Below are 24,746 nucleotides of genomic sequence, written 5' to 3' on the forward strand. Positions count from 1 at the left end.
AAGTCCCACACGGGGCTGCGTAGGACCCGGGACACCGTCGGCGTAACGAGCAGCACACACGGCCCCCGAAATGTTTACGCAAACATGACAGGGAGGATGCCAACCAGCGGGGGGTCACGCAATGGGTGCGGCAAGAGCTTCTCCGCTCGAACCTGTGGGAATCTGTTGACTGTTGCGCGATCCAGGTGGCCCCTCGCAGGTGAGGGGCCACCTTGCCCAACGGGTCATCAGCTCCGTGCGGGCCAGTCCGCTTCGACGGTGCGGCCCACGATCCAGCCCGGCCCGGCGATCCCTCGCCGCCTGCTCAGCCACGGTGAGGGCTCACGCATACCCGGCTCACGAGCGCCCTTCGACCGCCGGCCGCCAGAGGCGCCGTCAGACAGCAAGAGGTGGTGCGCCCCCCTCACAAGAGCGGCTTGACGCATTGCCGGGAGGACACGTCGCACCCCCGCCGATCGAGACGTCTTCGGCGTGCACAACTGGTGGAACATGTTGGACTCTGATCACCTACGACATCAGGGCCTGCTTGTACCTCTCGGGCGCCCCGGGGCATGCCGACGGACGCGCCCGGGGGCATCCGGCGGGCGCGGCCCGGCATGCACGGCCAACCCTCAACGGCCCACCTGGGTCACGCGCCCGGCACGCCGAGAGGGGCCCGGGTGACACACCAGGGCCCTTTTGCTCTCGCTAATTCGGTGTCCGGGAAGAGCCATGAAGCTGCGCCCCGTACCGGGCCGGCCGAACGGAGCCGCCGCCCGCCGACCGGGCAGTGGACGAGCTGGCGGCTCCGGCCCGCGGACGGCTTCAAGCACTCCGATCGGCGGGCGGAAGCGGTTCCTGCGGATTCGGCTGCCGCAGAACGGCGGTTCCCCCAGGCGGCAGGGTGAACCCGTCACCGGCCGACGGCCCTATGAGCACCTCCCCCGACAGGCCAGGAAGGGGAGCCGGCGCGTCACCGCGGTTCACGAAGAACAGATAGCGGCTGTCGCTGTCCCGGCGCACGACGTGTTCGACCGTGCCCCGCGCTGCCTCGGGCAGGTCGCTCGCCACGCCGGACGGGGCTAGCAGCCGGGGCAGCAGAGCGGCCAGGCCGTCGACCCCGAGGCGGGTGGAGACGTACGCGGCCGTTCCTCGGCCGGTTGCGCGGCGGGTGACCGCCGGGCGTGACGCGTAGGTCCCGGTGCGATAGTGGACCAGAGTCTCCACGTCGGTGGCATCGACGCTGATGCGGTCGGTCCACAGGCTGCCGGCCGTGTCGTTGTCGAGGTCGACGGTGTCGCCGTCGAGCAGGGGTCCGAACTCCTCGATGCGAATGCCGAGCAGTTCGCGCAAGGCGCCGGGATAGCCGCCGAGCCAGACGTGGTCGTTCTCGTCCACGATCGCGGAGAAGTAGGTGGTGACCAGGTGGCCGCCGCCCTCGACGTACCGGGTGAGCTCCTTGGCGAGCGGCTGCGCCACCACATGCAGGACGGGCGCGATCACCAGGTCGTACGGGTTCAGGTCGGTCGTCTGCGCGGGGACCACGTCGGCGCGGATGCCCAGGCGCATCAGGGCCGAATACCAGTCGAGGGCCTCGCGGTGGTAGTCGAGGAGGGAGGTGGGGTGGGAATCCTGTTCGCTGGCCCACCAGGAGTCCCAGTCGAACAGGATCGCCACGCGAGCGGGCTCACGTTCACTCCCGGCAAGCGGTGCCAGCACATCCAGCGTGTGCCCCAACGCGACGACGTCGCGGAAGAGTTCGCTGTCCTCACCGGCGTGGGGCACCATCGCCGAGTGGTATTTCTCCGCGCCTGCCGCGGACTGGCGCCATTGGAAGAAGCACACGGCGTCGGCGCCGTGCGCCACGTGCAGCAGCGAGTCGCGGCCCAGGTCTCCGGGCTTCTTGGGCAGGTTGACGGGCTGCCAGTTCACGGCGTTGGTGGAGTGCTCCATCAGAAACCACGGGCGGTGCCCCGCGATGCCGCTGGTCAGATTGGCGCAGAAGGACAGCTCGTCACGGTTTTGCGGGCCGAGGACCGTGTAGTGGTCGTTCGACACGAAATCGACAGCACCGGCCCAGTCCGCGTAATTCATGCCCTTGATCCCGCTCATCACCATGAAGTTGCTGGTGACGGGGGTATTCGGGGTGATCTCCGTCAGTACTTCGCGCTCGGCGAGCAGATGGTCTTTCAGGGCATCGGAGGAGAAGCGTTTGAAATCGAGCTGTTGCGTCGGGTTGGGATGAGAGGCAGCGAGGCGAGGCGGCAGGATCTGGTCCCAGTCGCTGTAGCGCTGGGACCAGAAACTCGTGCCCCAGGCGTGATTGAGGGCGTCAAGCGTGGTGTACCGGCGGCGCAGCCAGCCGCGGAAGGCGTGCGCGGCATCGTCGGAGTAGTCGTAGATGTTGTGGCAGCCCAGTTCGTTGTTGACATGCCAGGCCACGAGAGCCGGGTGGTCGGCATAGCGCGTCGCCATCTCTCGTACCAGGCGCAGCGCGTGTTCGCGGAAGACGGGTGAGGTGGGCCGCCAGTGCTGTCGTGCGCCTGGCCACAGGGTCTCACCGGTGGCGGTCACCGGAAGGATCTCGGGGTGCGCGGCGGTGAGCCACGGCGGCGGTGAGGCCGTGGCGGTCGCGAGGTCGACACCGATTCCGCCCGCGTGGAGCAGGTCCATCACCTCGTCGAGCCACCCGAAATCCCAGGTGTCCTCGGTGGGCTGCAGCCTCGCCCAGGAGAAGATCGCCAGCGAGACGAGGTTCACGCCTGCCTGGCGCATCAGGCGGATGTCCTCTGCCCACACCTCCCGCGGCCACTGCTCGGGGTTGTAGTCGGCGCCGTAGACGAGGCGCCGGGCTCCGTCGTCGTCCTTCGGGTAGGGGATTCGGGAGGTGCGGGGGGAGGTCATGCGGGTCCTTCCACGAGCTGGTGGTCAAGAAGGGGAGGATCGAGAGCCCTCAGGTGCTACTTCTGGACGGTGAAGCCTTGCTTCTCGCCGTAATCGAGAGACTTGTCCTGCCACGCCTTCAGGCCCTCGGGCAGCGTGGTGCCGGAGACGTACGCCTTGCCGACGGTGTCGTTGAAGATCGAGTTGGAGTACACCTGGTACGGCAGGTACTTCCACCCGGCCGGCACGCCCTTCGCCGAGTCGGCGAAGATCTTGTTGGCCTTCTGGCCCCCGAAGTACGGGAACTCGGTGTTCTGGAACGCCTGGGAGTTCAGGTCCTTCGCCGTCGCCGGGAATGCGCCGTTCTTGATGCGGGTCTGCACGCCGGGGCCCGAGTTCGCGTACTCGACGAAGGCGTAGGCCAGCTCCTTGTTCTTGCCGAGAGTGGGCACAGCCAGCGAACTGCCGCCGTTCTCTGAACTCGTGCTCCGGCCCTTCTCCCACTGCGGCAGCGGGGCAACGCGCCAGTCACCCGCGGCGCCCTTCACTCCGGAGGCGAAGTTGGCGGGCATCCAGGCTCCGATGGGCAGAGTGGCGATGGTGCCGTCTGCCAAGCCCTTGTACCAGTCGTCGCTCCAGCCGACGACAGGCGAGAGGAGCTTCTCGTCGATCAGCTTCTGCCAGGTGGCTGTGTACTTCCCGGCGCCCGCGTCGGTGAAGTCGATGCCGACCTTCGTGCCGTCGACCTTGTAGGGGCGCGAGCCGGCCTGCCACAGCAGGCTGGTGGTCAGACCCGCGTCGCCGACGTCGCTGGTGATGTACGCCTTCGGATCGGCCTTGTGCAGCTTGCGGCCGGCCTCGACGTACTCGTCCCATGTCGTGGGCACCGCGATCCCGTGCTTGTCGAAGACCTTCTTGTTGTAGAAGAGGGCCATGGGCCCGGAGTCCATCGGCAGGCCGTAGACTCCGTCGTCGAACTTCACCGAGTTCCAGGGGCCGGGGGTGTAGGTGCCTTCCAGCTTGCCGGCGCCGTACGCCGTGAGGTCGGTGATCTCCTTCGTCAGCGCATACTGCCCCAGTGCGTAGTACTCCAGCTGTGCGACATCGGGCACCCCCTTCTTCGCCGATATGGCGTTCTGCAACCCCTTGTACTGGTCGTTGCCCGTGCCCGCGTTGACCAGCTTGATGTCCACCTGGGGGTACTTCTTCTCGAAGTCCGCGGCGACCTGCTTGAGTGTGGGTTCCCACGCCCACACGGTGACGGTGCCGCCCTTCTTCAGCGCGGCCTGGAGGTCCGCGGCGCCTAGGTTCCTCTGAGCGGAGCCGTCGTCGGAGCCGCCGCAGGCGGTCGCTCCAAGGGCCAGGGCACAGACGAGACCGAAGCCGCGCAGCAGACGGCGGGAGTGCTGGGACATCACGGTACTTCCACTTCTTCGTGGTTCGACAGGACTTACGTACGGAAGGAAGACGAGGAGCGCCGCGGGGGGCCGCTCCGGCACGGGCTACTCCTTGACGCTGCCGGCGGAGAGTCCGGACTGCCAGTACCTCTGGAGCAGCAGGAAGGCGGCGATCAGCGGCACGATCGTGAGGAGCGAGCCGGTGACGACCAGGTTGAAGACGGCTTCACCGCCGGCTGTCGCCGCCTGCTTGTTCCAGGCGTCGAGGCCGAGGGTGAGCGGGTACCAGTCGGGGTCCTTCAGCATGATCAGCGGAAGGAAGTAGTTGTTCCAGGTCGCGACTGTGGTGAACAGCAGCACCGTGACCGTGCCCGGGGCGAGCAGAGGCAGGGCGACCTGGAAGAAGGTGCGCAGCTCGCTCGCCCCGTCGATCCGGGCAGCTTCCATCAGTTCGGTGGGGATCGCCTCGGTGGCGAACACCCACATCAGGTACAGGCCGAAGGGAGAGATGAGCGAGGGGATGATGACAGCCCACGGGGTGTCGGTCAGCCCGATCTTGCTGAACATGAGAAACGTGGGAACGGCGAGTGCCGTGGTGGGCACGGCGACTGCTCCGATGACGACGGCCAACACAGCGCGCTTGCCGGGAAACTGGAACTTGGCCAGGGCGTACCCGCCGAGTACGGCCAGGAAGGTGGCGCCGCCGGCGCCCACCACCACGTACAACAAGGTGTTCAGCAGCCAGCGGCCGAATACCCCGTCCTGGTACGTGAAGGTCTGGCGTACGTTGTCCCACAGTGCGAGGTCACCGTCGAACCACAGCCCGAACGAACCTGACAGGCCCTGCTGCGTCTTGGTGGCACTGATCAGCAGCCACACCAGCGGTACGAGAGCGTAGAGCGCGACGACGCCGGTGAGCGCGGTCAGCAGAACGCTGCGACGCGCGCGGCCTCGGGGCTGCCGTCGACGCGGTGGGCGAAGTCGGGGGGTGCCGGCCATCGGCACCTTGATGGACCGGGCCACGGCAGTCGGCGGCACCGTGTCCCGAGCACTGCTCACCGTCATCACTCTCACGCTCCCTTGCGCATGCCGCGCAACTGGACGACATAGGCGACGGCCATCGTGATCACGCCCATGACGATGGCGACGGTCGCGGAGTAGTTGTGCTGCTGACCGGAGAAGGACAGCGAGTACGTGTAGTAGTTCGGGGTGTAGTCGGTGGTGATCGCGTTCGGCGCGATCTTCTGGAGGACCGCCGGCTCGTTGAAGAGCTGGAAACTGCCGATGATCGAGAAGATCGTCGCGATGACGAGGGCGCCTCGGATCGCCGGAAGCTTGATCGCCGAGATGACGCGCCACGGACCCGCGCCGTCGATCTCCGCCGCCTCGTAGAGCGCGTGCGGGATGACACGGAGCGCGGCGTAGAAGATCAGCATGTTGTAGCCGATGAACTCCCAGGTGACGATGTTGCCGATCGACGCCAGGATGAGGTCCGAGGAGAGCGGGTTGGGCAACTGCGTGCCGAAGGCATCGTTGATGTCCCCGATCAGTCCGAAACGCGGCCCGTACATGAAGCCCCACATCAGGGTCGCGACGACCGCGGGCACGGCGTACGGCAGGAACACGGCGATCCGGAAGAAGTCCTTGCCGTACAGGCGCCCGCTGTCGATCGCCAGAGCGACCAGCAGGGCGATGCCAAGCATGATCGGCACCTGGATCAGCAGGAACAGGCCGACCCGGATGACGCTGCCCCAGAACTGGCCGTCCTGTAGGGCCTGTTGATAGTTGTCGAGGCCCACGAAGGTGGTGCCCCCGACCAGCTGCGTCCGGTACAGGCTCAGATAGACCGAGTACAACAGCGGCGCCAGGAAAACGAGCACGAAGACCAGCACGAAGGGCCCGATGAACCCCCAGCCCGCCCAGGAGTGACGCGATCGTCGCCCCGGTGGTCCGACCGGACGGCCCCCTGCGGCCGTCGACAGTTGCAGCGTCGCCATCTCGCGCCCCTCGCTAGTCCTTCGCCAAACCGAAAAAAGGAGTTCTACGCAAACGTCCCAGGCCGATGACCCGGCTCGACCACTGGCCACCCCGGTGTTATGTTTACGTAAACATTCGATGGCGGCATGTCTACACTGCCCTCAGATGAGCGGTCAAGGGTCGTTCATGAAAGGCGACATCTGATGAGGGAGACGGTGGACGGAACAGAGGCAGACCGCACGGCGGCAGGTACACGCCCTGTGAGGCCGGTGCACGCGGATCGTGCCCCGCGCCGTCGCAGGACCGTGTCCATGGCAGACGTCGCCCGGACCGCGGGCGTCTCCTCGCAGACGGTCTCCCGTGTCTCCAACGGTTTTCCGGGGGTCAACGAGGAGACCCGCCAACAGGTCCTGGCCGTGATGAAGGAACTCGGCTACCGCCCCAACAGCGCCGCCCGGGCCCTCAAACGAGGCGAGTTCCGCACCATCGGCGTGATCACTTTCACCCTGGCCACGACGGGCAACGTCCGCACCCTCGAAGCCATCGCCACCTCGGCCGCGCAGGAGGGGTACGCGGTCACACTCCTCCCGGTCGCCGTCCCCACCCAGGACGAGGTGCGCGGCGCCTTCTCACGCCTCGGCGAACTCGCCATCGACGCGGCCATCGTCATCATGGAGGTGCACCTCCTGGACAAGGCGAAGCTGTCCTTGCCTCCCCATGTGAAGGTGGTCGTCGCGGACTCCGACGCCGGAGACCGTTACACGGTTGTCGACACCGACCAGGCCGGCGGCGCCCGTGATGCCGTCAACCACCTCCTCGGCCTGGGGCATCGCACCGTCTGGCACCTGGCAGGCCCTGAAGAGTCGTACGCCGCCCAGCGCCGCTCGGACGCCTGGCGCACGGCGCTCCTGGACGAGGGCCGCGTACCGCCGCCCCTCGTACGCGGGGACTGGTCGGCGGAGTCCGGCTACCGGGCGGGTCTGCGCATCGCCGACGAAGCCGACTGCACCGCCGTGTTCGCGGCCAACGACCAGATGGCGCTCGGCCTGCTGCGCGCCCTCAACGAGCGCGGGCGCAAGGTCCCCGAGGACGTTTCCGTCGTCGGCTTCGACGACATCTCCGAGGCCAGTTCCTTTCAGCCTCCGCTGACCACCGTCCACCAGGACTTCGCGGAGGTGGGCCGCCGCTGTGTGGAGGGTGTTCTGCACCAGGTGCGGGAGAGCACGCCGGAGCATGGCACGACCATCGTCCCGACCCGGCTCGCGATACGGGACAGCACGGCCCCGCCACCCCGGTAGCCACGTGTAGAAGCTCCGCCGCACAGACGCCGCTGCTCAGCGGCTCCGGAGCCCATTCCGTCCGCCGGGCGGAAAGACGATCTCGATCAGGGTGCCGCGGCCGGGCACGCTGTCCAGCCGTACCTGCGCATGATGGAGTTCGGCTACAGCGGAGACGATGGAGAGGCCCAGGCCGGTGCCCCCGACCGCACGGCTGCGTCCTTTGTCCGCCCGGTAGAACCGGTCGAAGACATACCCTTGGGATTCCGGGGGGATGCCCGGCCCGCGGTCTTCGACCCTGAGCACCACCGCCTCCCGGGTGGCGCTCAACTCGATGCCGCATGGGGCGTCGGGGGCAGTATGCATGCGGATGTTGCCGAGAAGGTTGGCCACCAGGCTGCGGAGCTGAGCCTCGTCACCCAGAATGGTGATGCCTTCCTGGACACGGACGCTGCGCGGGCGGCCCGGTTCCACGGCTGCGGCATCCAGACAGGACTCGGCGACCACGCGGCTGAGATCGACGGGTTCCAGTGCCGCTTCGTCCTCCTCCTCGTCGAAGCGCGCCAGCATGAGAAGGGACTCGACCAGCCGGCTCATACGCTGGATCTCCGAGGCCATGCGGTCCATGGCGGTATCGACCGCGGCGGTGTCCGGCAGGGCCCCGTGCTGGTAGAGCTCGGCATAGCCGCGCAGGGATTGCAACGGGGTGCGCAGTTCGTGAGAGGCGTCCGCGACGAACTGGCGCATGCGGTCCTCGGATGCCTCGCGTGCGGTGAGTGCGGCCTCGATCTGGTCGAGCATGCCGTTCAGGGCCACGGCCAGCCTGCCGACTTCGGTGGCGGGAGCGGTGGCGGCCTCCGTGACCCGGTGTGAGAGATCTCCGGCGGCGATGGAGTCGGCTGTGGCTGCCGCGTGCTCCAGTGGCCGTAGTTCGCGTCGTACGACGGCGGTGGTGGCCGTCGCCACGAGAAGCAGCCCGGCCACTTCGACGATCACGATGGCCGCGGGGTCGCCGTCCGTACTGAACCAAGCGCACGCGGTGCCGGCCATGGCGCAGGCACACAGGGCGGTGACGACCACGCTGAGCCGGGTGCGCAGTGGCCTCTGCTCAGATCGCCTCAGCATCGTGGCTCCCGAAGGCTGTAGCCGACGCCCCGTTGGGTGTGGATCAACGGGGGCCCCAGGGCGTCGATCTTGCGTCGCAGATAGCTGATGTAGGTGGCGACGACGGTGTCGTCGCCGTTGAAGTCGTAGGACCAGACGTGGTCCAGGAGCTGGGCCCGTGACAGGACCCTCCCGTGGTGGAGCATCAGGTAGCGGAGCAGGCGGAACTCGGTGGGAGACAGATCCAGTGGCACCCCGGCGCGGTGCACGGCGTACGTGACCGTGTCGAGTTCGAGGTCGGCGACCCGCAGCACCGAGCTGCCGTGGTCCCGCTGCCGGGTGCGACGCAGCACGGCGGTGATACGGGCGGCGACCTCGTCCAGCCCGAACGGTTTGGTGATGTAGTCGTCCCCGCCTGCGGTCAGGCCCCTGACCAGGTCTTTGCGGGTGCCGCGGGCGGTCAGAAAGACGACGGCGAAGGGCAGTTTGTCCTGGCGCAGGCGCCGCATCACCTCGAAGCCGTCCCCGTCGGGCAGCATCACGTCCAGCAGGATGAGCTCGGGCAGGAAGGCGCGGGCCATCGCGAGCGCCTCGGAGGCGGTGGCGGCCGTACGGACCTCGTAGCCGAGGAACCGCAGGAAGCGGCTGACGGTGTCGAGGATCGCCGGTTCGTCGTCGACCACCAGGAGCCGGCCGTGCTGTGCCGGGGGCGCACCGGCGTCCGCCGAGGTCTGCTCCGTCATCCCTGTGTCTTTCCTGTTCGCATGAGGCCAGCCTGCTTCTAGGGGTCGGTCTTCATCTAGCTTGTCCGATCGGCTTGCGGTGTTCCATGGGAGTTCCATGTGAAGACCGGCCTCAGGGGCCCGTTGTGCCGAGTGCCCGCGAGCCGGCGGCCTAGCGTGGAGTACACACCGCATCCGGGGGCAGTAGCGCGCTGGCCGTTCCGACCCGGGTGCGCCCCCTTCTCTGACATCCCGGGAGTCTTTCGCGTGTCCACATTCTTGTACCGCCTGGGCCGTTTCGCCTATCGGCGCAAATGGCCCGTCATCGGCGCTTGGCTCGCCGTGCTGCTGGTGGCGGGGGTTGCCGCGCTGGGGCTGATGAAGCCGTTCAGCTCGTCCACCTCCATCCCCGGCACGGAGGCGCAGCGCACCCTGGACGTGATGGAGAAGGAGTTTCCGTCCGGAGACGGCCAGGTGACCGGCAAGATCGTCTTCCGGGCACCCGACGGTCAGAAGATCACGGCGGGGGGCCCTGCGCAGGCCGTCGCCGACCTGACCCGGGATGCGGGACGAGCGCCCGGCGTGGCAGCTGCTACGGCCCCTTCCGCAGAGACAGGCACCGTCTCGCCCGACGGCCGTACCGGCATAGCGCAGATCACCTTCGCCGCCGAGAAGGCTGACGACATCCCGGATGCCACGAAGCAGGAGATCGAGGCGGCAGCCGAAGAGGGCCGCGGATCAGGGCTGACCGTGGAACTGGGCGGTGACGCGTTCGCGCCTGAGGTCAAGGTCCTCGGGCCCATGGAAGCCGTCGGGGTCCTGATCGCCCTGGGTGTCCTGGTGCTCGTCTTCCGCACCCTGCGGGGCGCGATCATCCCGGTGGCCACCGCCCTGGTCGGCGTAGCCATCGGCGTGCTGTCACTCCTGGCCATGACCAGCGTGATCACGATGGACAGCACCTCGATCATCCTGGCCGTGATGCTGGGCCTGGCGGTGGGAATCGACTACGCGCTCTTCATCGTCTCCCGCCACCAGACGCAGGTCAGGGAGGGTATGGACCCCGAGGAATCGGCCGGACTGGCGACGGGCACCGCCGGCGGGGCCGTGGTCTTCGCCGGGGCCACCGTCGTGATCGCCCTGGCGGCGCTCGCTGTCGTGAACATCCCCTTCCTCACCGTCATGGGCCTGGGCGCCGCCGCCACCGTCGTGGTGTCCGTCCTGATCGCGGTCACTCTGCTCCCGGCCGTCCTCGGACTCGTCGGCGCCAACATCGCCACCAGCACCGTTCCCGTACTGCGCCGGTCGACCGAACGAGCACGGCTCCGGGCTGCTGCGCCGGGGCATCAGGGCCGGGGCCGGCGTTGGGCGTCCCTGGTCGCGCGCCGTCGTTGGCTGGTGATGGTCACGTGCTTGCTCGGCCTCGGAGTCATGGCTGCCCCGGCGGCCGACCTCCGGCTCGGCCTGGGCGGGGAAGTCGACCCGCACAGCTCTGCGGGCCGCGCTCAGACACTCATCGACGAGGGCTTCGGCCCTGGCTACAGCGGCACCCTGGTCGTCCTCGCCCAGGGCCAGGACCAGACCGCCGTCCTGTCGGCGGCGAACGACCTCGCCTCGCAGGTGAAGGAGCTTCCGGGCGTGTCCTCGGTCTCCCCGCCCGTACCGGCCTCCTCCGGTGACGCCGCCCTGGTCAACGTCACTCCCTCAAGCGGTCCCGAGTCGGAGGCCACCAAGGGGCTCCTGGCCGAGATCCGAGAGGCCCGCGGCGGTATCGAGCAGCGCACCGACACGACCCTGAACGTCACCGGCACGTCCGCGGTGAACATCGACGTGGCCGACAAGCTGTCCTCCGCCCTCCCCCTGTACTGCCTGCTGGTCATGGGGCTGGCCCTGGTGCTGCTGATCGTCGTCTTCCGTGCCATCGCCGTCCCGCTGAAGGCCGCGCTGGGCTTCCTGCTCTCCCTGGGCGCCTCCCTGGGAGCGCTGGTCGCGGTCTTCCAGTGGGGCTGGCTGTCCGACCTGCTCGGCATCAGCCAGACGGGCCCGGTGCTCAGCTTCCTGCCCATGCTGCTGGTAGGCATTCTGTTCGGGCTGGCCATGGACTACGAGGTCTTCCTCGTCTCCCGGATGCGTGAGGAGTACAAGCACGGCAGGCCGCCGACCGAAGCGATGGTCCGAGGCTTCGGCCACAGCTCTCAGGTGGTCACCGCCGCGGCTCTCATCATGATCGCGATCTTCGGCTCGTTCATTTTCGCCGAGATGCAGGTGATCAAGGGCATGGGCTTCGCGCTCGCCATCGGCGTCCTGCTTGACGCCTTCGTGGTCCGCATGACCCTGGTGCCCGCGGTCATGGCCCTGCTCGGCCACAAGGCATGGTGGCTGCCCCGCGTTCTGCAGCGGTGGCTGCCCGAGGTGGACATCGAAGGTGAACGTCTCACCAAGCTGCACACCGCGCCCCACCGCCCCGAAGAACCGCACCTCCCCCGGCAGCCTGCGTCCGTCGGCGCCGACCGCGCCCCTTCGGGAGAGTGACTGATCCACTGGCACGAACACGCTTCCCCCCTCCGGGCCCTCGCTCGAGTCGCACGCGAGGGGGCGAGCGTGTACGGCGCGGAAGGCGGCGACCCTTCCGCGCCGTTGGCTTGCGGATGGCGTGAGCCCGACAGCCGGCCCCCTTCTCGCGCCCGCCCAGGCCATCTCCGTCGCACTCAGACCGGGGTGAGCGGCGGGGTGCTGCGGCCACTGACCACACGGAGCCGTCTTTCGACCTCGGCGGCCTCGGAATCCTGAAACCGGGACTCGTGGTCGAGGATCGCCCGGAGCATGCTCCGGGCACTGAACTCGATGTCGAAGTCGATGGACGTGATGGCGGGCGTGGCTACGCGGGCGAGCGAAGAGTTGTCGACCCCGATGATCCCCACGTCGCCGGGAATGCTCCGTCCGAGCTGCTGGGCGGCTCCGAGTACGGCCAGCGCGACCTCGTCGTTGTAGGCGGCGATTCCGAGGGGAACCTCGGGCAACTGCGCCACGGCCCCTGCCGGCCCCTCATGGGTGAGGTCGACGTACAGCGTCGGAAGGACGTGGAGGCCGTGGCGCAGGCTCCATTCGTGAACGCCTCCCGCCCTCGGAGAGGCGAACCGGTGTTCGCGCGCGTCCACCGCCACGGCGGCGGCGATCGTCCGGTAGCCACAGGCGGCCAGGTGTTCCGCCTGACGCTGGCCGATCGCCGTGTCCAGGTGCTCCTGCGCCGCACGTGAATGCTCCACGACGAGCGCACCATGCCGTTGCAGTCGTCTGCGGTCGGATTCCTCCAGCGGGGCGAGGCTGACGACGGCGTACGGCCGTAGGCCGAGTACGGCGTCCTCGATCGGGTCCGTCGCGGTTGCCAGGCGGATCAGGTTCACGTATCCCTGCCGTTCGAGCCCGCTGGAGAGGACGTCGAGAAAGTCGCGCAGGCGGGGCCCGAACGTGATGTTCGGCACCAGGGTGATCACGATGTCACTGGTGCCGCGGGCCAGCGTTCTCGCCGCCGTCGAGGGGCGGTATCCCAAGCCGTCCGCGGCTTCCCTCACCCGGGCGACCGTCTCCGGCGAGAAGCGGTCCTCATGGCCGTTGAGAACCTGGCTCACCGTCGACCGTGACACCCCCGCGCGCGCCGCTACGTCCTTGCTGCTTGTCATCATGCCTCGCCTCCCGCAGCACGTTAACACGGGACAATTCACCTTCGATTGACGCGCGATAATAAGAACTCCAGCGCTTTGACCTGCGTAATTAACAAGCCAGCAACCTATGTATTGACGCGAGACAACACGAGTGTTGTCCTTGCTTCGTACGCGTTCCGCGTAAACACCGAGTGAAGTGAGGCGGAAATTGACCAGCTACGGTCCGGTCGGCCGAACCGCGGAGATTCCGCTCGCGACGTGGGAGTTCCGGCGAACCTCCTCACCGGACAGCACCAGGGTCCGGCTACCGCACGACGCGATGATCGGGGAGAAGCGGGGCCCGTCCAGCCCCGGAGGCGCCGACGCGGGCTGGTTCTTCGGCGGTGCGTACCAGTACCGCACCACCTGGACGGCCGGCCCCGACGACGGCCTCCTGGCCGGCCTGCGGTTCGAGGGCGTACAAGGTGACGCGGACGTCTACGTCAACGACCAGTTCATCGGGCGGATCCGAGGCGGGTACACCGAACGTGAGCTGTCCTTCCAGGGCGCGGTCAAGTGGGGGGCCGACAACGACATCCGGGTCGAGGTCGACAACAGCCACCAGCCCAACAGCCGCTGGTACTCCGGGTCCGGCCTCTACCGGCCCGTGTACGTGGTGCTGCGCCCCGCGATCCACTTCGCCGAGGACGGGCTGCGACTGCGCACCCTCTCGCCAGGCGCGGACGCGCGCGTCCAGGTGGCGTACGAGGTGACGAATCCGTCGTCGGAGACGCTCTCGGTGACCGTGGAGCTGTGGGACGGCGACGTCAGGGTGGCCTCCGCGACGATGCACTCCGACGCGGGGGTGGCTGCCATGACCGTCGCCCGGCCCAAGCTGTGGTCGGCCGACGCCCCTCACCGGTATCGGCTCGTCGCCCGGATCGAGCGCGCAGGCACGGTGGTCGACGAACGCCACGAGTGGGTCGGGCTGCGCACCGTCGAGGTCGACGCGCAGCAGGGTCTGCGGATCAACGGCCACACGGTTCTGCTGCGGGGAGCGTGCATCCATCACGACAACGGGATCCTCGGTGCCGCCACGCACCGCAGCGCGGAGTTCCGTCGGGTGCGGATCCTGAAGGATGCCGGGTTCAACGCCGTACGCAGCGCGCACAACCCGATGTCCCGCCACCTGCTGGACGCGTGCGACGAGTTGGGCATGTACGTGGTCGACGAGTTCGCCGACTACTGGTTCGTCAAGAAGACCGCCCACGATCACGCGGACCGGTTCCGCGACACATGGCGCCAGGACGCTGCGGCCTTGATCGGTAAGGACCGCAACCGGCCCAGCGTGGTGATGTACGCGATCGGCAACGAGATTCCCGAGACCGCGACCCCTGAAGGCGTGCAACTCGCCCGCGAGATCACGGACCACTTCCACGCCGCGGACCCCGACCGGCCGGTCACCGTCGCCGTCAACATCTTCCTCAACGTCCTGGTCTCCCTGGGGGCCTCCCCCTACAAGTCGGGGAAGGTCGCGAACCCCACGACGGACGCGCAGCAGACGTCGATGGCGGGCAGCACAGAGGCGAACAGGATGGTCAACCAGATCGGCCGGATGATGAATCTGGTGTCACGGCTGCGCCGGGCCGACAAGGCCAGTCGTGACGTGTTCGGGGTGGTGGACGTCGCGGGATACAACTACGGCCTCGCCCGCTATCGCCAGGACGTGAAGGCCTACCCGAACCGGGTCGTCCTCGGCACTGAGACCCTTCCCGGGGATGTCGCCCGGGCGTGGTCCCTGGTGAAGGCCCATCCCGCCGTCATCGGCGACTTCGTCTGGGCGGGCTGGGAGTACCTCGGCGAGGCCGGTGTCGGCGTATGGGTGCCGGGGAAGCGTGCGGGACTGTCGAAGCCCTATCCCTACGTGATCGCCGGCCCCGGAATGATCGATCTGACCGGGCGCCCGGACACGTCGTTGCGACTCGCGCAGGCGGCCTGGGGCACTCTCGCAACGCCGGCCATAGCTGTCCGCCCGGTCGACCGGAGTGGACAGCCCGTGGTGCGTTCGGCGTGGCGCAGCACGGACGCGGTCGAGAGCTGGTCCTGGCGTGGCTGCGAAGGCCGCACGGCCGAGATCGAGGTCTACTCGGCCGACGAAGAGATCGAACTACTGCTGAACGGCCGATCCCTGGGCCGACGCAAGGCCGGCGCCCGGCACCGGTTTCGCGCACGGTTCCGGACGCCGTACGAGCCGGGTGAACTGCTGGCGATCGGCTATCGGGACGGAGCCCCGGTGAGCCGCAGCACGTTGTGCTCCTCCTCGGGGCGGCTCGGTCTGCGTCTTTCCGCGGAGCGCCGGATTCTGGTCGGTGACGATCTCGCGTTCGTCACCGTCGCGGTCACGGACGCGGACGGCGTCGTGGAGATGCTTGCCGACGACCAGGTATCGCTGGAGGTCAGCGGCCCGGCCGAACTCATCGCCTTCGGCACGGCGGCTCCGGCCACCGAGGAGTCCTTCGTGTCGGCCACGCACACCACATACCGGGGCCGGGCGTTGGCGGTGCTGAGGCCCAGTGGAGAGTTCGGCACCGTACGCCTCCTCGCACGCTCCGCCGTGCATGGCGAGGCCGAGATCGAGCTCGTTGCCGCGCTGGCGAACGCGCCTGGTGGAACGCCTGAAGAGCCGCCCGCGGCGGGACACCCGAACGCCGCGGTGTCAGCGGCGGAAGCCGGATAGCGCCCCCGGGCGCCTCCTCGACCGACAAGAGAGTCCCGTCATGTCTTCTGCTCTACCGCCTCAGCACCCCGTCGTCGGCGCCGGCCCCGAGAACAGTCCGGCTCCGGCCGCCGACTCGGGACCGGCCGGGCACAGCGAGCCGCCCCGTGTTTCGGCATGGTTCATCTTCGTCTACACGCTGACCACGTTCGGTGCGAACCTCACCATGCTCGCACCGATGCTGTTCGGACTCGCGTACAAGATCCAGCTGGTCGACCCCGGGGGCAAGGAGTCGAGCCTCGGGCTGGTGGTCGGCATCGGCGCCCTGTTCAACATCGTGGCCACCCCGCTCGCCGGCGTGCTCACGGACCGGACGAGAAGCCGCTGGGGCCGCCGACGGCCTTGGGTCGCCGCCGGTATCGTCATCTGCGCAGCAGCCGGGACGGCCATCGCCCTGGCCTCGACCGTCCTGTTCGTCGCCGTGGCCTGGGTCGTCTACATCCTCGGTCTCGCCGCGACCCTGAGCGCCCTGGCTCCGGTGATAGCCGATCAGGTCCCCGAGTCACAGCGGGGGAAGGTGGGCGCGTTCTCCGGGGTCTCCACGCAGTTGGCCGGCGTTGCCGCGAGCCTGGTGGGCAGTGCCCTCACCGGCAACCTGCTGCTGATGTTCCTGGCCCCGATCGTTGTCCTCGTCGTCGCGTTCGTGTTCTACGTCGTTGCCATCCCGGATCGGCCGGCTGCCAGGACGAAGGATCACGAGCCCCTGTCCGTCGTCTTCAAGCAGCTGGTGTTCGATCCCCGCAAGCACCGGGACTTCGCACTCGTCTGGCTGGGCCGGTTCCTGCTCCAGGTCGGCATGACCTTCTTCAGCACCTACCAGCTCTACTTCCTCCTGGACCGGATCGGCCTCGCCCCGGAGGAGGCCGGCCAGAAGCTGGCCCTGGTGGGAGGAATCGGCATCGTCGTCACCACCGGCTTCGCGGTCCTGGGCGGGCTGCTCTCCGACCGCCTGCGGCGACGCAAGCCTTTCCTGTACGTCGCCGCCGCTCTCGCGGCCAGTGGTCTGACCGTGATGGCCTTCGCGCCCGACGTTCTCAGCTATGCGGTCGCCACCCTTCTCATCCTCGCCGCCGCGGGCCTGTTCGGCTCCGTCGATCTCGCCCTGGCCAGTGACGTCGTGCCCGACCGGGCGGAAGCGGGCCGGTGGATGTCGATTCTCAACGTCGCCGGCTACGTCCCGTCAGCGGTGGCCCCCGTCGTGGCACCTCTCATCCTGACGACCAGCGGCGGACAGAACTACACCGCCCTCTACCTGACAGCGGCCCTCGTGGCCACCGGCGCCGGCGTCACCGCCTGGCGGGTGCGCGGCGTCCGGTGAACACGCCGAACGTGCCGAACCCGAGAAAGCCAGGCCCCACAGCGGTGCCCGGTCCTTCCGACCACCACACACCAGGAGCAGCGCACATGCCCGACCTCTTTCCTGACGACTTCCTGTGGGGCGCTTCGACCGCCGCTCACCAGGTGGAAGGCAACAACCTCAACAGCGACTGGTGGCTGATCGAACAGGGGCCCTACGGCCTCCAGCGCAGCGGCGACGGCCTCGACAGCTACCACCGCTTCGCCGAGGACATGCGGCTCCTCGCCGACGCAGGTCTGAACGCCTACCGGTTCAGCATCGAATGGGCTCGCATCGAGCCCTCCCCCGGCGCGTTCTCCCGCGCCGAACTCGCCCACTACCGCCGGATGATCGACACCGCGAAGGCCCTCGGGCTGACGCCCGTGGTGACGCTGCACCACTTCACCCACCCGATCTGGTTCGAGGAGCGGGGGGCCTGGCTCGGCGACGGCGCCGTGGACGCCTTCGCCCGCTACGTCGAGTTCGCGGCACAGATCCTGCACGACGTCGACTGGGTATGCACCATCAACGAGCCCAACATGGTCGCGGTCATGCACGGGATGCGCGTGCGCGCGGCCCGCGGCGAGCAGATCGACCCGACGGTGCTCGCGTCCCCCGACGAGACCATAGGGCGCGCACTCATCGCCGCCCACCGGGCCGCCGTGCCGGTCCTGCGCAACGCGACCGGCGCGAAGGTCGGGATGACGATCTCCTCCCAGGCGCAGGAAGCCGCACCCGGCGCCGAGCAGAAGCTCGCCGAGGTGCGTTACCTGTGGGAGGACATGTACCTGGAAGGCTGCCGCGGGGACGACTTCGTCGGAATCCAGGCCTACAGCACCCAGACCGTCGACCAGGACGGCCTGGTCCCCCACGCTCCGAGCCCTGACAACACCCAGGTGGGACTGCCCTACCGGCCGGACGCCCTGGGCATCGCCGTCCGCCACGCCCACCGGTTCCTGGACGGCATGCCGATCCTCGTCACGGAGAACGGAATCGCGACCAGCGACGACGAACGGCGTATCGCCTACACCCGCGAGGCACTGCGCCACCTCGGCGAAGCCCTGGAGGAGGGAGCGAACGTGCTGGGCTATCTGCACTGGTCCGCCCTGGACAACTTCGAGTGGGGCCACTGGGAGCCCACCTTCGGGCTGATCGCCGTCGACCGGGAGACCTTCGTCCGTACTCCCAAGCCCAGCCTCGCCTGGCTCGGTGCGGTCGCCCAGAGGCGCACGCTCACCTGACCGCGAACGGCCGGCCCGGAGCCCCGGCCCGCCCCTCGTTTCACCGAAGAGAGAACCCATGGAAATCAAGAACAACGTGTTCGTCGTCACGGGAGGCGGCAACGGCATCGGCAGGCAGGTCACGCTCGAACTGCTCTCCCGCGGTGCACGAGTGGCGGCGGTCGACCTCAGCCCCGAGGGCCTTGAGGAAACCCGCGCCCTGTCCCACCCGGACCACCGCGGCCTCACCACCCACGTTCTCGACGTGAGCGACAACGCCGCCGTCCAGGGCCTGCCCGGCAGCGTGCTCGAAGCCCACCAGCAGATCGACGGAGTCATCAACGTCGCGGGCATCATTCACCGGTTCGCCCCACTCGCCGAGCTGTCCCGGGATGAGCTGGAGCGCATCGTCAACGTGAACTTCTGGGGAACCGTCAACACCACTCTCGCGCTCCTGCCCACCCTTCGGTCCAGGCCCGCCGCCGCGATCGTCAACATCTCCAGCCTGTCCGGGCTGGTCGCGTTCGCGGGACAGGGTTTCTACGGAGCCACGAAGGGAGCCGTCAAGCAGTTCAGCGAGGGGCTCTACGAAGAGCTCATCGACACGAACGTGGCTGTCACCACGGTTTTCCCGGGCAATATCAGCACCAACATCAGCGGCAACTCCGGCGTGGCGATGATCGATGCCGGCGGCCGCAAGGTGCGCGCGACAACGCCCGAAAGGACCGCCCGCGAGATCGTCGACGGTGTCGGGAACGGCAGCTTCCGGGTGCTGATCGGCTCGGACGCCCGACTGCTCGACAGGCTGTACCGGATCTCGCCGAGGTGGGCCACCCGCGTCGTCGCGAAGCAGATGAAGGCCGTCCTGTGACGGCCACGGGGCTTCTCCGCACCCGGCCACCGGTACGGGCCAGGACTCCCCGCGCCGAGATCCGGCTGACCGCCCGAGCCGCCGCCGGCCGGCCCTGATCACTTTCGCTCCGATGGACACGCAAGGAAGAACACCATGACCGATATGCGCACTCTCGTCTCCCGTCTCGACCTCGACCAGAAGATCGCCCAGATCCAGGGCGTCATCCCCATGGACCTCATCGACTTCGCCAGGTTCAGCACGCCTGGCACCGAAACCCCCGACTTCTCCAAGGGGTTCCCGTACGACATCGACCAGCTCCGGCGGGTTAGGCCGCACGGCGTCGGCCACCTCTCCATGGGGCAGCAGTTCAGTCCGGACCTGGAGCAACTGCGCCAGGACCTCGCGCACTTCCAGGACGTCCAGCGGGAGTTGGCCCCGTTCGGTATCGGCACACTCGTGCATGCCGAGGGGGTCAGCGGGTTCGTCCACCCGCAGGGCCACCAGTTCACGACTCCGTGGGGGCAGGCGGCGAGCTGGGACCCGGCGGTCAGCAGCACCGTCGGGCGGACCGCTGCGCGGCAGGCGCGGGAAGTCGGTATCCACCTGCTCTTCTCTCCCGTGCTCGACCTCGCCCGCGACATCCGGTGGGGGCGGGTCCACGAGACGTACGGCGAGGACGCGGAACTCGTCACGCGCATGGGAATCGGATTCATCCGCGGGGTGCAGGGCGACGACGCGGACAGCGGCATCCTCGCCACCGGCAAGCACTTCCTCGGCTACGCGAACTCGCTCGGCGCCCTCAACCAGGCGGCCACCCAGCTCGGCCGCCGCGAACTGACCGACGTGCACGCGGAGCCGTTCCGCCGGGCGATCGCCGAGGCCGGCCTCTCGGTGATCATGAACTCGTACAACGACATCGACGGAATACCGGCCGCCGCGAACCGTTGGCTGCTCACCGACCTCCTCCGCGACCAGCTGGGTTTCGACGGACTCGTCGTCAGCGACTACGACTCGCTCACCATGCTGCACAACACCTACCGGACCGCTCCCACGCCCGGGCACGCGGCAGGGCAGGCGCTCGACGCCGGCATCGACGTCGAGCTGCCGGGCAACGCCACGACGAGCGGCCTGCGTGCGCTCATCGAGGACGGCACCTTCCCGGAGGAGGCTCTCGACCGGGCCGTCATCAACGTCCTCGAAGTGAAGGCGCGCCTCGGGCTGGTCCCCGACATCCGGCGCGCGCGCCCCGCCAGGGCGGCGGAGGGCTTCGACCGCACGTCCGCCGACCGGCAAGCACGCGAGGTCGCCGGCGCGAGCGTCACCCTCCTCGCCAACGACGGCATTCTCCCCCTCGCCCCCGGCACCGCCAAGGTCGCCGTCGTCGGGCCCGCCGCCGACGAGCTCCGCGTCCACTTCGGCGCCTATTCGACCGTCTCCGAAGCCGAGATGGTGAAGGCGATCTCCCTCCTCGCCACCGGCGCGCTCCCCGGCCAGAGCGCCTCGCCGGACGTGTTTCCCGACCTCTTCCAGGTCCGGCTCCCCGGCATCGAGCCCGCCTTCGAGGAGAACGCCCGAACGCTCCACCCCGAGTCGGTGACCGTGGCCGACGCGGTCCGCGCCCTCGACCCGACCGTGCGATATCACGCGCTCGGCAGCCTCGAACAAGACGCTCCCGCCCTGGACCCGGCGGCGGTCGCCGCGTCCGTCGCCGACGCCGACGTGGTGATCGCGGTCGTCGGCGAGCGCACGGGCTGGGCCGGGAACAACACCGCGGGCGAGGGCCGCACGGCGTCGAACCCGACGCTGCCCGGCAACCAGACCGAACTGGTCGAGGCCCTCCGTGACGCCGGCAAGCGGGTCGTCACCGTGGTCGTCTCGGGCCGACCGCTGCTGCTGGAACCGGTGCACGAAGCATCCGCCGCGGTCCTGCTCGCACCGCTGCTCGGCCCGGTCGCCGGAGCTGTCATCGCCGACGTACTGTACGGAGTGACCGAGCCCGGCGGACGCGTCCCCTCCACCTTCCCGCGCCGCGTCGGACAGATCCCCATGTACCACGGACATCCCATCGGCTCCGGCCACGACCACCCCACGCTGCCGCGCCACGGCTACATCGACCTCACCGACAGCAGCCCGCTCTACCCCTTCGGCCACGGGCTCTCCTACACCACGTTCGATCTCACGCTCGAGGGCGTCACGGTCGAGGACGGGACCCTGAAGGTGGCAGCGCAGGCCCGCAACCTCGGCGAGCGGGACGGCTCGGCCGTCGTGCAGCTGTACGTGCGCGACGAAGGCGCCACGGTGGTCCGCCCGGTCCGGCAGCTCGTCGACTTCGCACGCGTCCCGCTCACCGGGTCCGCCACCGAGAAGGTGGAGTTCACCGTTCCGTTGGAGCGCCTCGCCTACACCTGGCCCGACGGCCGACGGGGAGTGGAGTCGGGCGAGATGACCGTACTCCTCGGACTCTCCAGCGCCGACATCCGCGGGGAGGCCACGGTTGAGGTCCCGGGCCTCGTCTGACCAGAAGATCCCGGGATGGCCCGTGCTTTGACCGGCGACTTCTTGCCGAGCGTGGAAAGCCGTACACCGGACCGCGGGAACAGCCTCAACCGCGGCCGGTGGTGTGCGGAGCAGGTCACCGCCACGCGCTGGCCGTCCGGTTCGGGTCATCCCGCCCGGCCGGTGTCTTCGGGAGGCACTCCCCTCCCGAAGACACCGGCCGCAGTACGTCGAGCGACCGACATCACAGCTAGGAGTGCGACCATGACGGGCAGCCCTCATGCGCTCACCACCAACTCCCGGTCCGCGCCCTTCGGGATCGGGACAGCGATACCCCGTTTCGCTTGGAGGACACCTGAAGGCACGGAACAGGACGCCTACCAGATCGAGGTCACCAGCGGCGCGGCCTTCACCGTCGCGGAAGACCGGGCAGCCACAGAACTCGTGTGGCAGTCCGGGATCATCAGCGGGGCAAAGCCGTTCGGTATCGCCTACGGCGGAGCTCCGCTGCTGGCACGCACCCGTTACCTGTGGCGTGTACGCGTGTTCCAGGACGGGCTCGCCTCGGACTGGAGCGAACCGGCCGCCTTCGAGACCGGTGTCCTCGCCCCTGACCACCTCACAGCGCGGTGGATCTCGGCGCCGCCGAAGGGCCCCGACGACCGGCGTGCGCTCTACTTCAAGAAGGAGATCTCGCTCCCGGCACCGGTTGTCCGAGGCCGCGCCTACACGAGCGCCCTTGGCTGGTACCGGCTCTTCGTCAACCGTGAGGACATCACCGGCCAGGAGCTCGTCCCGCGGTGGACGCCGTTCGACGAGCAGGTGGAGTACCAGGTCTACGACGTGACGGACGCGTTCGGCGAAGGAGCGAACGTGATCGGCATGGTGGTCGGCGACGGCCGGTACCGCGGTACGTTGGGCTACGGCATGCTGGATGCCCGGTACGGCGACCGGATCGGCGTCCTCGGCGAGATCGTGCTCGACCTCGCCGACGGGACCCGGCGGACCGTCACGACCGACGGGACGTGGAACGTCGGCCGTGGCCGGATCCGTACCGCAGACCCCGTGTTCGGCGAGCACGTCGACCTGCGGATCGAGGCCGGTGCATGGCTGGAGCCCGGTGCCACCCTGGAGGAGCAGACACAGGCGGTTCCGCTCCCGCCGCACGACCGCGTCCTCGTCGCGGAGGACGTCGAACGGGTCCGCGAGACCGGCCGCCGCGGTGGCAGCGTCCGCACCGCTCCCTCGGGAGCGCAGATCATCGACTTCGGCCAGAACTTCACCGGTGTGGCCGCCCTGACCTTGCGCGGCACACCGGGGAGCACCGTCACCGTCCGCTACGGGGAAGTGCTCTCCCCCGGCGGCGCTCTCGACACAGCCCACCTGATTCCGAAGAAGATGGGAAAGCGGAAGGAGCAGGCGGTGAAGGAGGAACGCTTCCAGCGTGACGTGGTGATCCTCGGCGAGACCGCCACCGAGTACTGCCCCTCGCTCACGGTGCGCGGGTTCCGCTACGTCTCCGTCGAGGGCGCCGACCCGCTCGGCCCGGACGACGCCATCGGCATCGTCATGTCGACCGACATCGAGCGGATCGCCCGCTTCGAGTCGTCCGATCCACGCCTGGAACAGTTGTGGAGCAACGCGATGTGGTCACTGCGGTCGAACTTCCTGGACACCCCGACCGACTGCCCGACCCGTGAGCGCAGCGGCTGGACCGGCGACATCCAGGTCTTCGGACCCACCGCCGCCCAACTCGTCGACTGTGGCGCCTATGTGCGCAGGTACCTGGCCAACCTGGCGGTCGAACAGTACGACGACGGCCGGGTGCCCCCGTTCATCCCGTCGGAGAGGTCGGCCGCCCTCGGCCGACACCCCATGGAGTACGTGGCCACGTCGACCGGCTGGGGCGACGTGAGCGTCATGCTGCCGTGGACGATGTACACGTACCTCGGCGACGAGCAGGTACTGCGCGCCCAGTACGACAGCGCCAGGAGGTGGGTCGACCACCTCGCCGCGCGGGCAGCCGGGCGCAAGGGGCCGGCCCGGAGGTTCGGCCGGCGGTACGGACGCCACGAGCGGTACATCGTGGACAGCGGCTTCCACTTGGGAGAATGGCTGCGTCCAGGCGAGGGCAGCACCTGGGCCAAGTCCTTCCTGTTCCCGCCCGCCGTGGTCGCCACCGCCTACTTCGCCCACTCCGCGGCACTGCTCGCCCGCATCGCACGGGTCCTCGGCCGGGAGGCGGACGCCGGGCACTACGAGGACCTCCACCGCAGAGCGACCGAGGCGTGGCGTGCCGCGTTCGTCCGCAAGCGCGGCGCCCGGATCGGTGAGGACAAGCAGGACGACTACGTACGTGCACTTGCTTTCGGTCTCCTTCCCGGCCATCAGCGGCAGGCCGCCGCCGACCGGCTCGTCGAACTCGTCGAAGCCGCCGGCGACCACCTGGGCACCGGTTTCCTGAGCACCCCCATGCTGCTCCCGGCCCTGGTCGAGGCCGGCCGGGCGGACGTAGCCCTGCGCCTGCTGTTCCAGACCACCTCGCCCTCCTGGCTCGCGCAGATCGAACAGGGCGCGACGACGATCTGGGAGCAGTGGGAGGGATACGACAAGGACGGCAACGCGCGCGACTCCCACAACCACTACGCCTTCGGCAGCGTCGTCCGCTTCCTCCACGAGTACGTCGCCGGACTCGCCCCCGCCGCACCCGGCTACCGGGAAATCCTCTTCGCGCCGGTCGTGGGCCACGGTCCGGGCGGCAGTGGCCCGCAGTCCGCGGGCGTCGAGATCGACACCCCGTACGGCATCGCGTCGAGCCGCTGGCACGCCTCGGACGGAGAGGTCCGGCTCGACATCCGGGTGCCTGCCGGGGCGACCGGCGTCGTCCGCCTCGGGGGCGAGGAGCGCCGGGTCCCGGCCGGCGAGCACACCTTCACGGCGCTGGTCGGCGAACTGGCGCGCACCGCCGCGTGCCCCGCGCCGTCCGCGCCGGAGAAGCCCGCTGCCTGATGCTGTCGAACCACGAGAGGAAGCGATCTCAAGACAGCTTTCGGGTTCTGACCGGCTCGGACGTCCGGCTCCTCGCCGG

The 24,746-nt window shown here is 68.8% G+C and carries 15 protein-coding genes and 1 pseudogene; 8 read left to right on the top strand and 8 right to left on the bottom strand.

Annotated features, from left to right (window positions below; translation table 11 throughout):
* Positions 1 to 804 precede the first annotated feature (804 nt).
* The 4 genes from ACFWMZ_RS13570 to ACFWMZ_RS13585 all read right to left on the bottom strand — a co-directional run bounded on the left by ACFWMZ_RS13570 (position 805) and on the right by ACFWMZ_RS13585 (position 6,256).
* On the bottom strand, positions 805 to 2,883 hold the full coding sequence (locus ACFWMZ_RS13570) for a beta-galactosidase (RefSeq protein ID WP_383201537.1): 2,079 nt from the start codon (positions 2,881 to 2,883) through the stop codon (positions 805 to 807).
* A 56-nt stretch (positions 2,884 to 2,939) separates the two neighbouring features.
* The gene (locus ACFWMZ_RS13575) at positions 2,940 to 4,277 is read right to left on the bottom strand and encodes an ABC transporter substrate-binding protein (protein WP_383171390.1); all 1,338 of its coding nucleotides are present in this window, start codon (positions 4,275 to 4,277) and stop codon (positions 2,940 to 2,942) included.
* 87 nt (positions 4,278 to 4,364) lie between these two features.
* Positions 4,365 to 5,258 carry a carbohydrate ABC transporter permease gene (locus ACFWMZ_RS13580; RefSeq protein WP_383201605.1) on the bottom strand — a complete coding sequence of 298 codons (894 nt, stop codon included), beginning with the start codon at positions 5,256 to 5,258 and terminating at the stop codon, positions 4,365 to 4,367.
* A 71-nt stretch (positions 5,259 to 5,329) separates the two neighbouring features.
* The gene (locus ACFWMZ_RS13585) at positions 5,330 to 6,256 is read right to left on the bottom strand and encodes a carbohydrate ABC transporter permease (RefSeq protein WP_383201540.1); all 927 of its coding nucleotides are present in this window, start codon (positions 6,254 to 6,256) and stop codon (positions 5,330 to 5,332) included.
* Between the two features lie 291 nt (positions 6,257 to 6,547).
* Between ACFWMZ_RS13585 and ACFWMZ_RS13590 the strand changes: the two genes are divergently transcribed.
* Positions 6,548 to 7,534, top strand: a complete 987-nt coding sequence (locus ACFWMZ_RS13590; RefSeq protein WP_383171384.1) for a LacI family DNA-binding transcriptional regulator — start codon at positions 6,548 to 6,550, stop codon at positions 7,532 to 7,534.
* A gap of 36 nt (positions 7,535 to 7,570) precedes the next feature.
* Here the strand turns inward: ACFWMZ_RS13590 and ACFWMZ_RS13595 are convergent, their stop codons facing one another.
* Positions 7,571 to 8,593: a sensor histidine kinase gene (locus tag ACFWMZ_RS13595; RefSeq protein WP_383201543.1), complete on the bottom strand. Its 1,023-nt coding sequence runs from the start codon at positions 8,591 to 8,593 to the stop codon at positions 7,571 to 7,573.
* Positions 8,594 to 8,631: 38 nt separating this feature from the next.
* A complete protein-coding gene (locus ACFWMZ_RS13600) occupies positions 8,632 to 9,360 on the bottom strand; it encodes a response regulator transcription factor (protein ID WP_383171378.1) in 729 nt (242 codons plus the stop codon).
* A 246-nt stretch (positions 9,361 to 9,606) separates the two neighbouring features.
* Between ACFWMZ_RS13600 and ACFWMZ_RS13605 the strand changes: the two genes are divergently transcribed.
* Positions 9,607 to 11,868, top strand: coding sequence for an MMPL family transporter (locus tag ACFWMZ_RS13605; RefSeq protein ID WP_383171375.1), 2,262 nt, complete (start codon positions 9,607 to 9,609; stop codon positions 11,866 to 11,868).
* Between the two features lie 176 nt (positions 11,869 to 12,044).
* Here ACFWMZ_RS13605 and ACFWMZ_RS13610 read toward each other — a convergent pair whose 3' ends face one another.
* Together ACFWMZ_RS13610 and ACFWMZ_RS13615 are read right to left on the bottom strand one after the other, a co-directional pair.
* On the bottom strand, positions 12,045 to 12,830 hold the full coding sequence (locus tag ACFWMZ_RS13610; protein ID WP_383171622.1) for a substrate-binding domain-containing protein: 786 nt from the start codon (positions 12,828 to 12,830) through the stop codon (positions 12,045 to 12,047).
* 51 nt (positions 12,831 to 12,881) lie between these two features.
* Positions 12,882 to 13,019: pseudogene (locus ACFWMZ_RS13615) on the bottom strand (LacI family DNA-binding transcriptional regulator); the annotation flags it as partial.
* A 298-nt stretch (positions 13,020 to 13,317) separates the two neighbouring features.
* Here ACFWMZ_RS13615 and ACFWMZ_RS13620 point away from each other — a divergent pair.
* The 6 genes from ACFWMZ_RS13620 (at position 13,318) to ACFWMZ_RS13645 (ending at position 24,667) form a co-directional block, all read left to right on the top strand.
* The gene (locus ACFWMZ_RS13620) at positions 13,318 to 15,714 is read left to right on the top strand and encodes a glycoside hydrolase family 2 TIM barrel-domain containing protein (protein ID WP_383201546.1); all 2,397 of its coding nucleotides are present in this window, start codon (positions 13,318 to 13,320) and stop codon (positions 15,712 to 15,714) included.
* Positions 15,715 to 15,754: 40 nt separating this feature from the next.
* Complete coding sequence (locus ACFWMZ_RS13625) at positions 15,755 to 17,071, top strand: MFS transporter (RefSeq protein WP_383201549.1); 1,317 nt, start codon at positions 15,755 to 15,757, stop codon at positions 17,069 to 17,071.
* An 86-nt stretch (positions 17,072 to 17,157) separates the two neighbouring features.
* Positions 17,158 to 18,330, top strand: coding sequence for a glycoside hydrolase family 1 protein (locus ACFWMZ_RS13630; protein ID WP_383201551.1), 1,173 nt, complete (start codon positions 17,158 to 17,160; stop codon positions 18,328 to 18,330).
* A 58-nt stretch (positions 18,331 to 18,388) separates the two neighbouring features.
* Entirely contained in the window at positions 18,389 to 19,180 is a 792-nt protein-coding gene (locus tag ACFWMZ_RS13635; RefSeq protein WP_383171363.1) for an SDR family NAD(P)-dependent oxidoreductase, read from the top strand.
* A 135-nt stretch (positions 19,181 to 19,315) separates the two neighbouring features.
* Positions 19,316 to 21,679: a glycoside hydrolase family 3 N-terminal domain-containing protein gene (locus tag ACFWMZ_RS13640; protein ID WP_383201554.1), complete on the top strand. Its 2,364-nt coding sequence runs from the start codon at positions 19,316 to 19,318 to the stop codon at positions 21,677 to 21,679.
* A 243-nt stretch (positions 21,680 to 21,922) separates the two neighbouring features.
* Positions 21,923 to 24,667 (top strand): family 78 glycoside hydrolase catalytic domain, encoded by a 2,745-nt coding sequence (locus ACFWMZ_RS13645; RefSeq protein WP_383201557.1) that lies wholly within the window; start codon positions 21,923 to 21,925, stop codon positions 24,665 to 24,667.
* Positions 24,668 to 24,746: the final 79 nt, after the last annotated feature.

This window comes from Streptomyces sp. NPDC058373 (assembly GCF_042723275.1).
GTDB lineage: Bacteria > Actinomycetota > Actinomycetes > Streptomycetales > Streptomycetaceae > Streptomyces.

Bases quoted from the DNA above. Each gene is read 5' to 3' on its own strand.
- ACFWMZ_RS13570 (WP_383201537.1), bottom strand. From the start codon at position 2,883: ATGACCTCCCCCCGCACCTCCCGAATCCCCTACCCGAAGGACGACGAC.
- ACFWMZ_RS13575 (WP_383171390.1), bottom strand. From the start codon at position 4,277: ATGTCCCAGCACTCCCGCCGTCTGCTGCGCGGCTTCGGTCTCGTCTGT.
- ACFWMZ_RS13580 (WP_383201605.1), bottom strand. From the start codon at position 5,258: ATGGCCGGCACCCCCCGACTTCGCCCACCGCGTCGACGGCAGCCCCGA.
- ACFWMZ_RS13585 (WP_383201540.1), bottom strand. From the start codon at position 6,256: ATGGCGACGCTGCAACTGTCGACGGCCGCAGGGGGCCGTCCGGTCGGA.
- ACFWMZ_RS13590 (WP_383171384.1), top strand. From the start codon at position 6,548: ATGGCAGACGTCGCCCGGACCGCGGGCGTCTCCTCGCAGACGGTCTCC.
- ACFWMZ_RS13600 (WP_383171378.1), bottom strand. From the start codon at position 9,360: ATGACGGAGCAGACCTCGGCGGACGCCGGTGCGCCCCCGGCACAGCAC.
- ACFWMZ_RS13620 (WP_383201546.1), top strand. From the start codon at position 13,318: ATGATCGGGGAGAAGCGGGGCCCGTCCAGCCCCGGAGGCGCCGACGCG.
- ACFWMZ_RS13625 (WP_383201549.1), top strand. From the start codon at position 15,755: ATGTCTTCTGCTCTACCGCCTCAGCACCCCGTCGTCGGCGCCGGCCCC.
- ACFWMZ_RS13630 (WP_383201551.1), top strand. From the start codon at position 17,158: ATGCCCGACCTCTTTCCTGACGACTTCCTGTGGGGCGCTTCGACCGCC.
- ACFWMZ_RS13635 (WP_383171363.1), top strand. From the start codon at position 18,389: ATGGAAATCAAGAACAACGTGTTCGTCGTCACGGGAGGCGGCAACGGC.
- ACFWMZ_RS13640 (WP_383201554.1), top strand. From the start codon at position 19,316: ATGACCGATATGCGCACTCTCGTCTCCCGTCTCGACCTCGACCAGAAG.
- ACFWMZ_RS13645 (WP_383201557.1), top strand. From the start codon at position 21,923: ATGACGGGCAGCCCTCATGCGCTCACCACCAACTCCCGGTCCGCGCCC.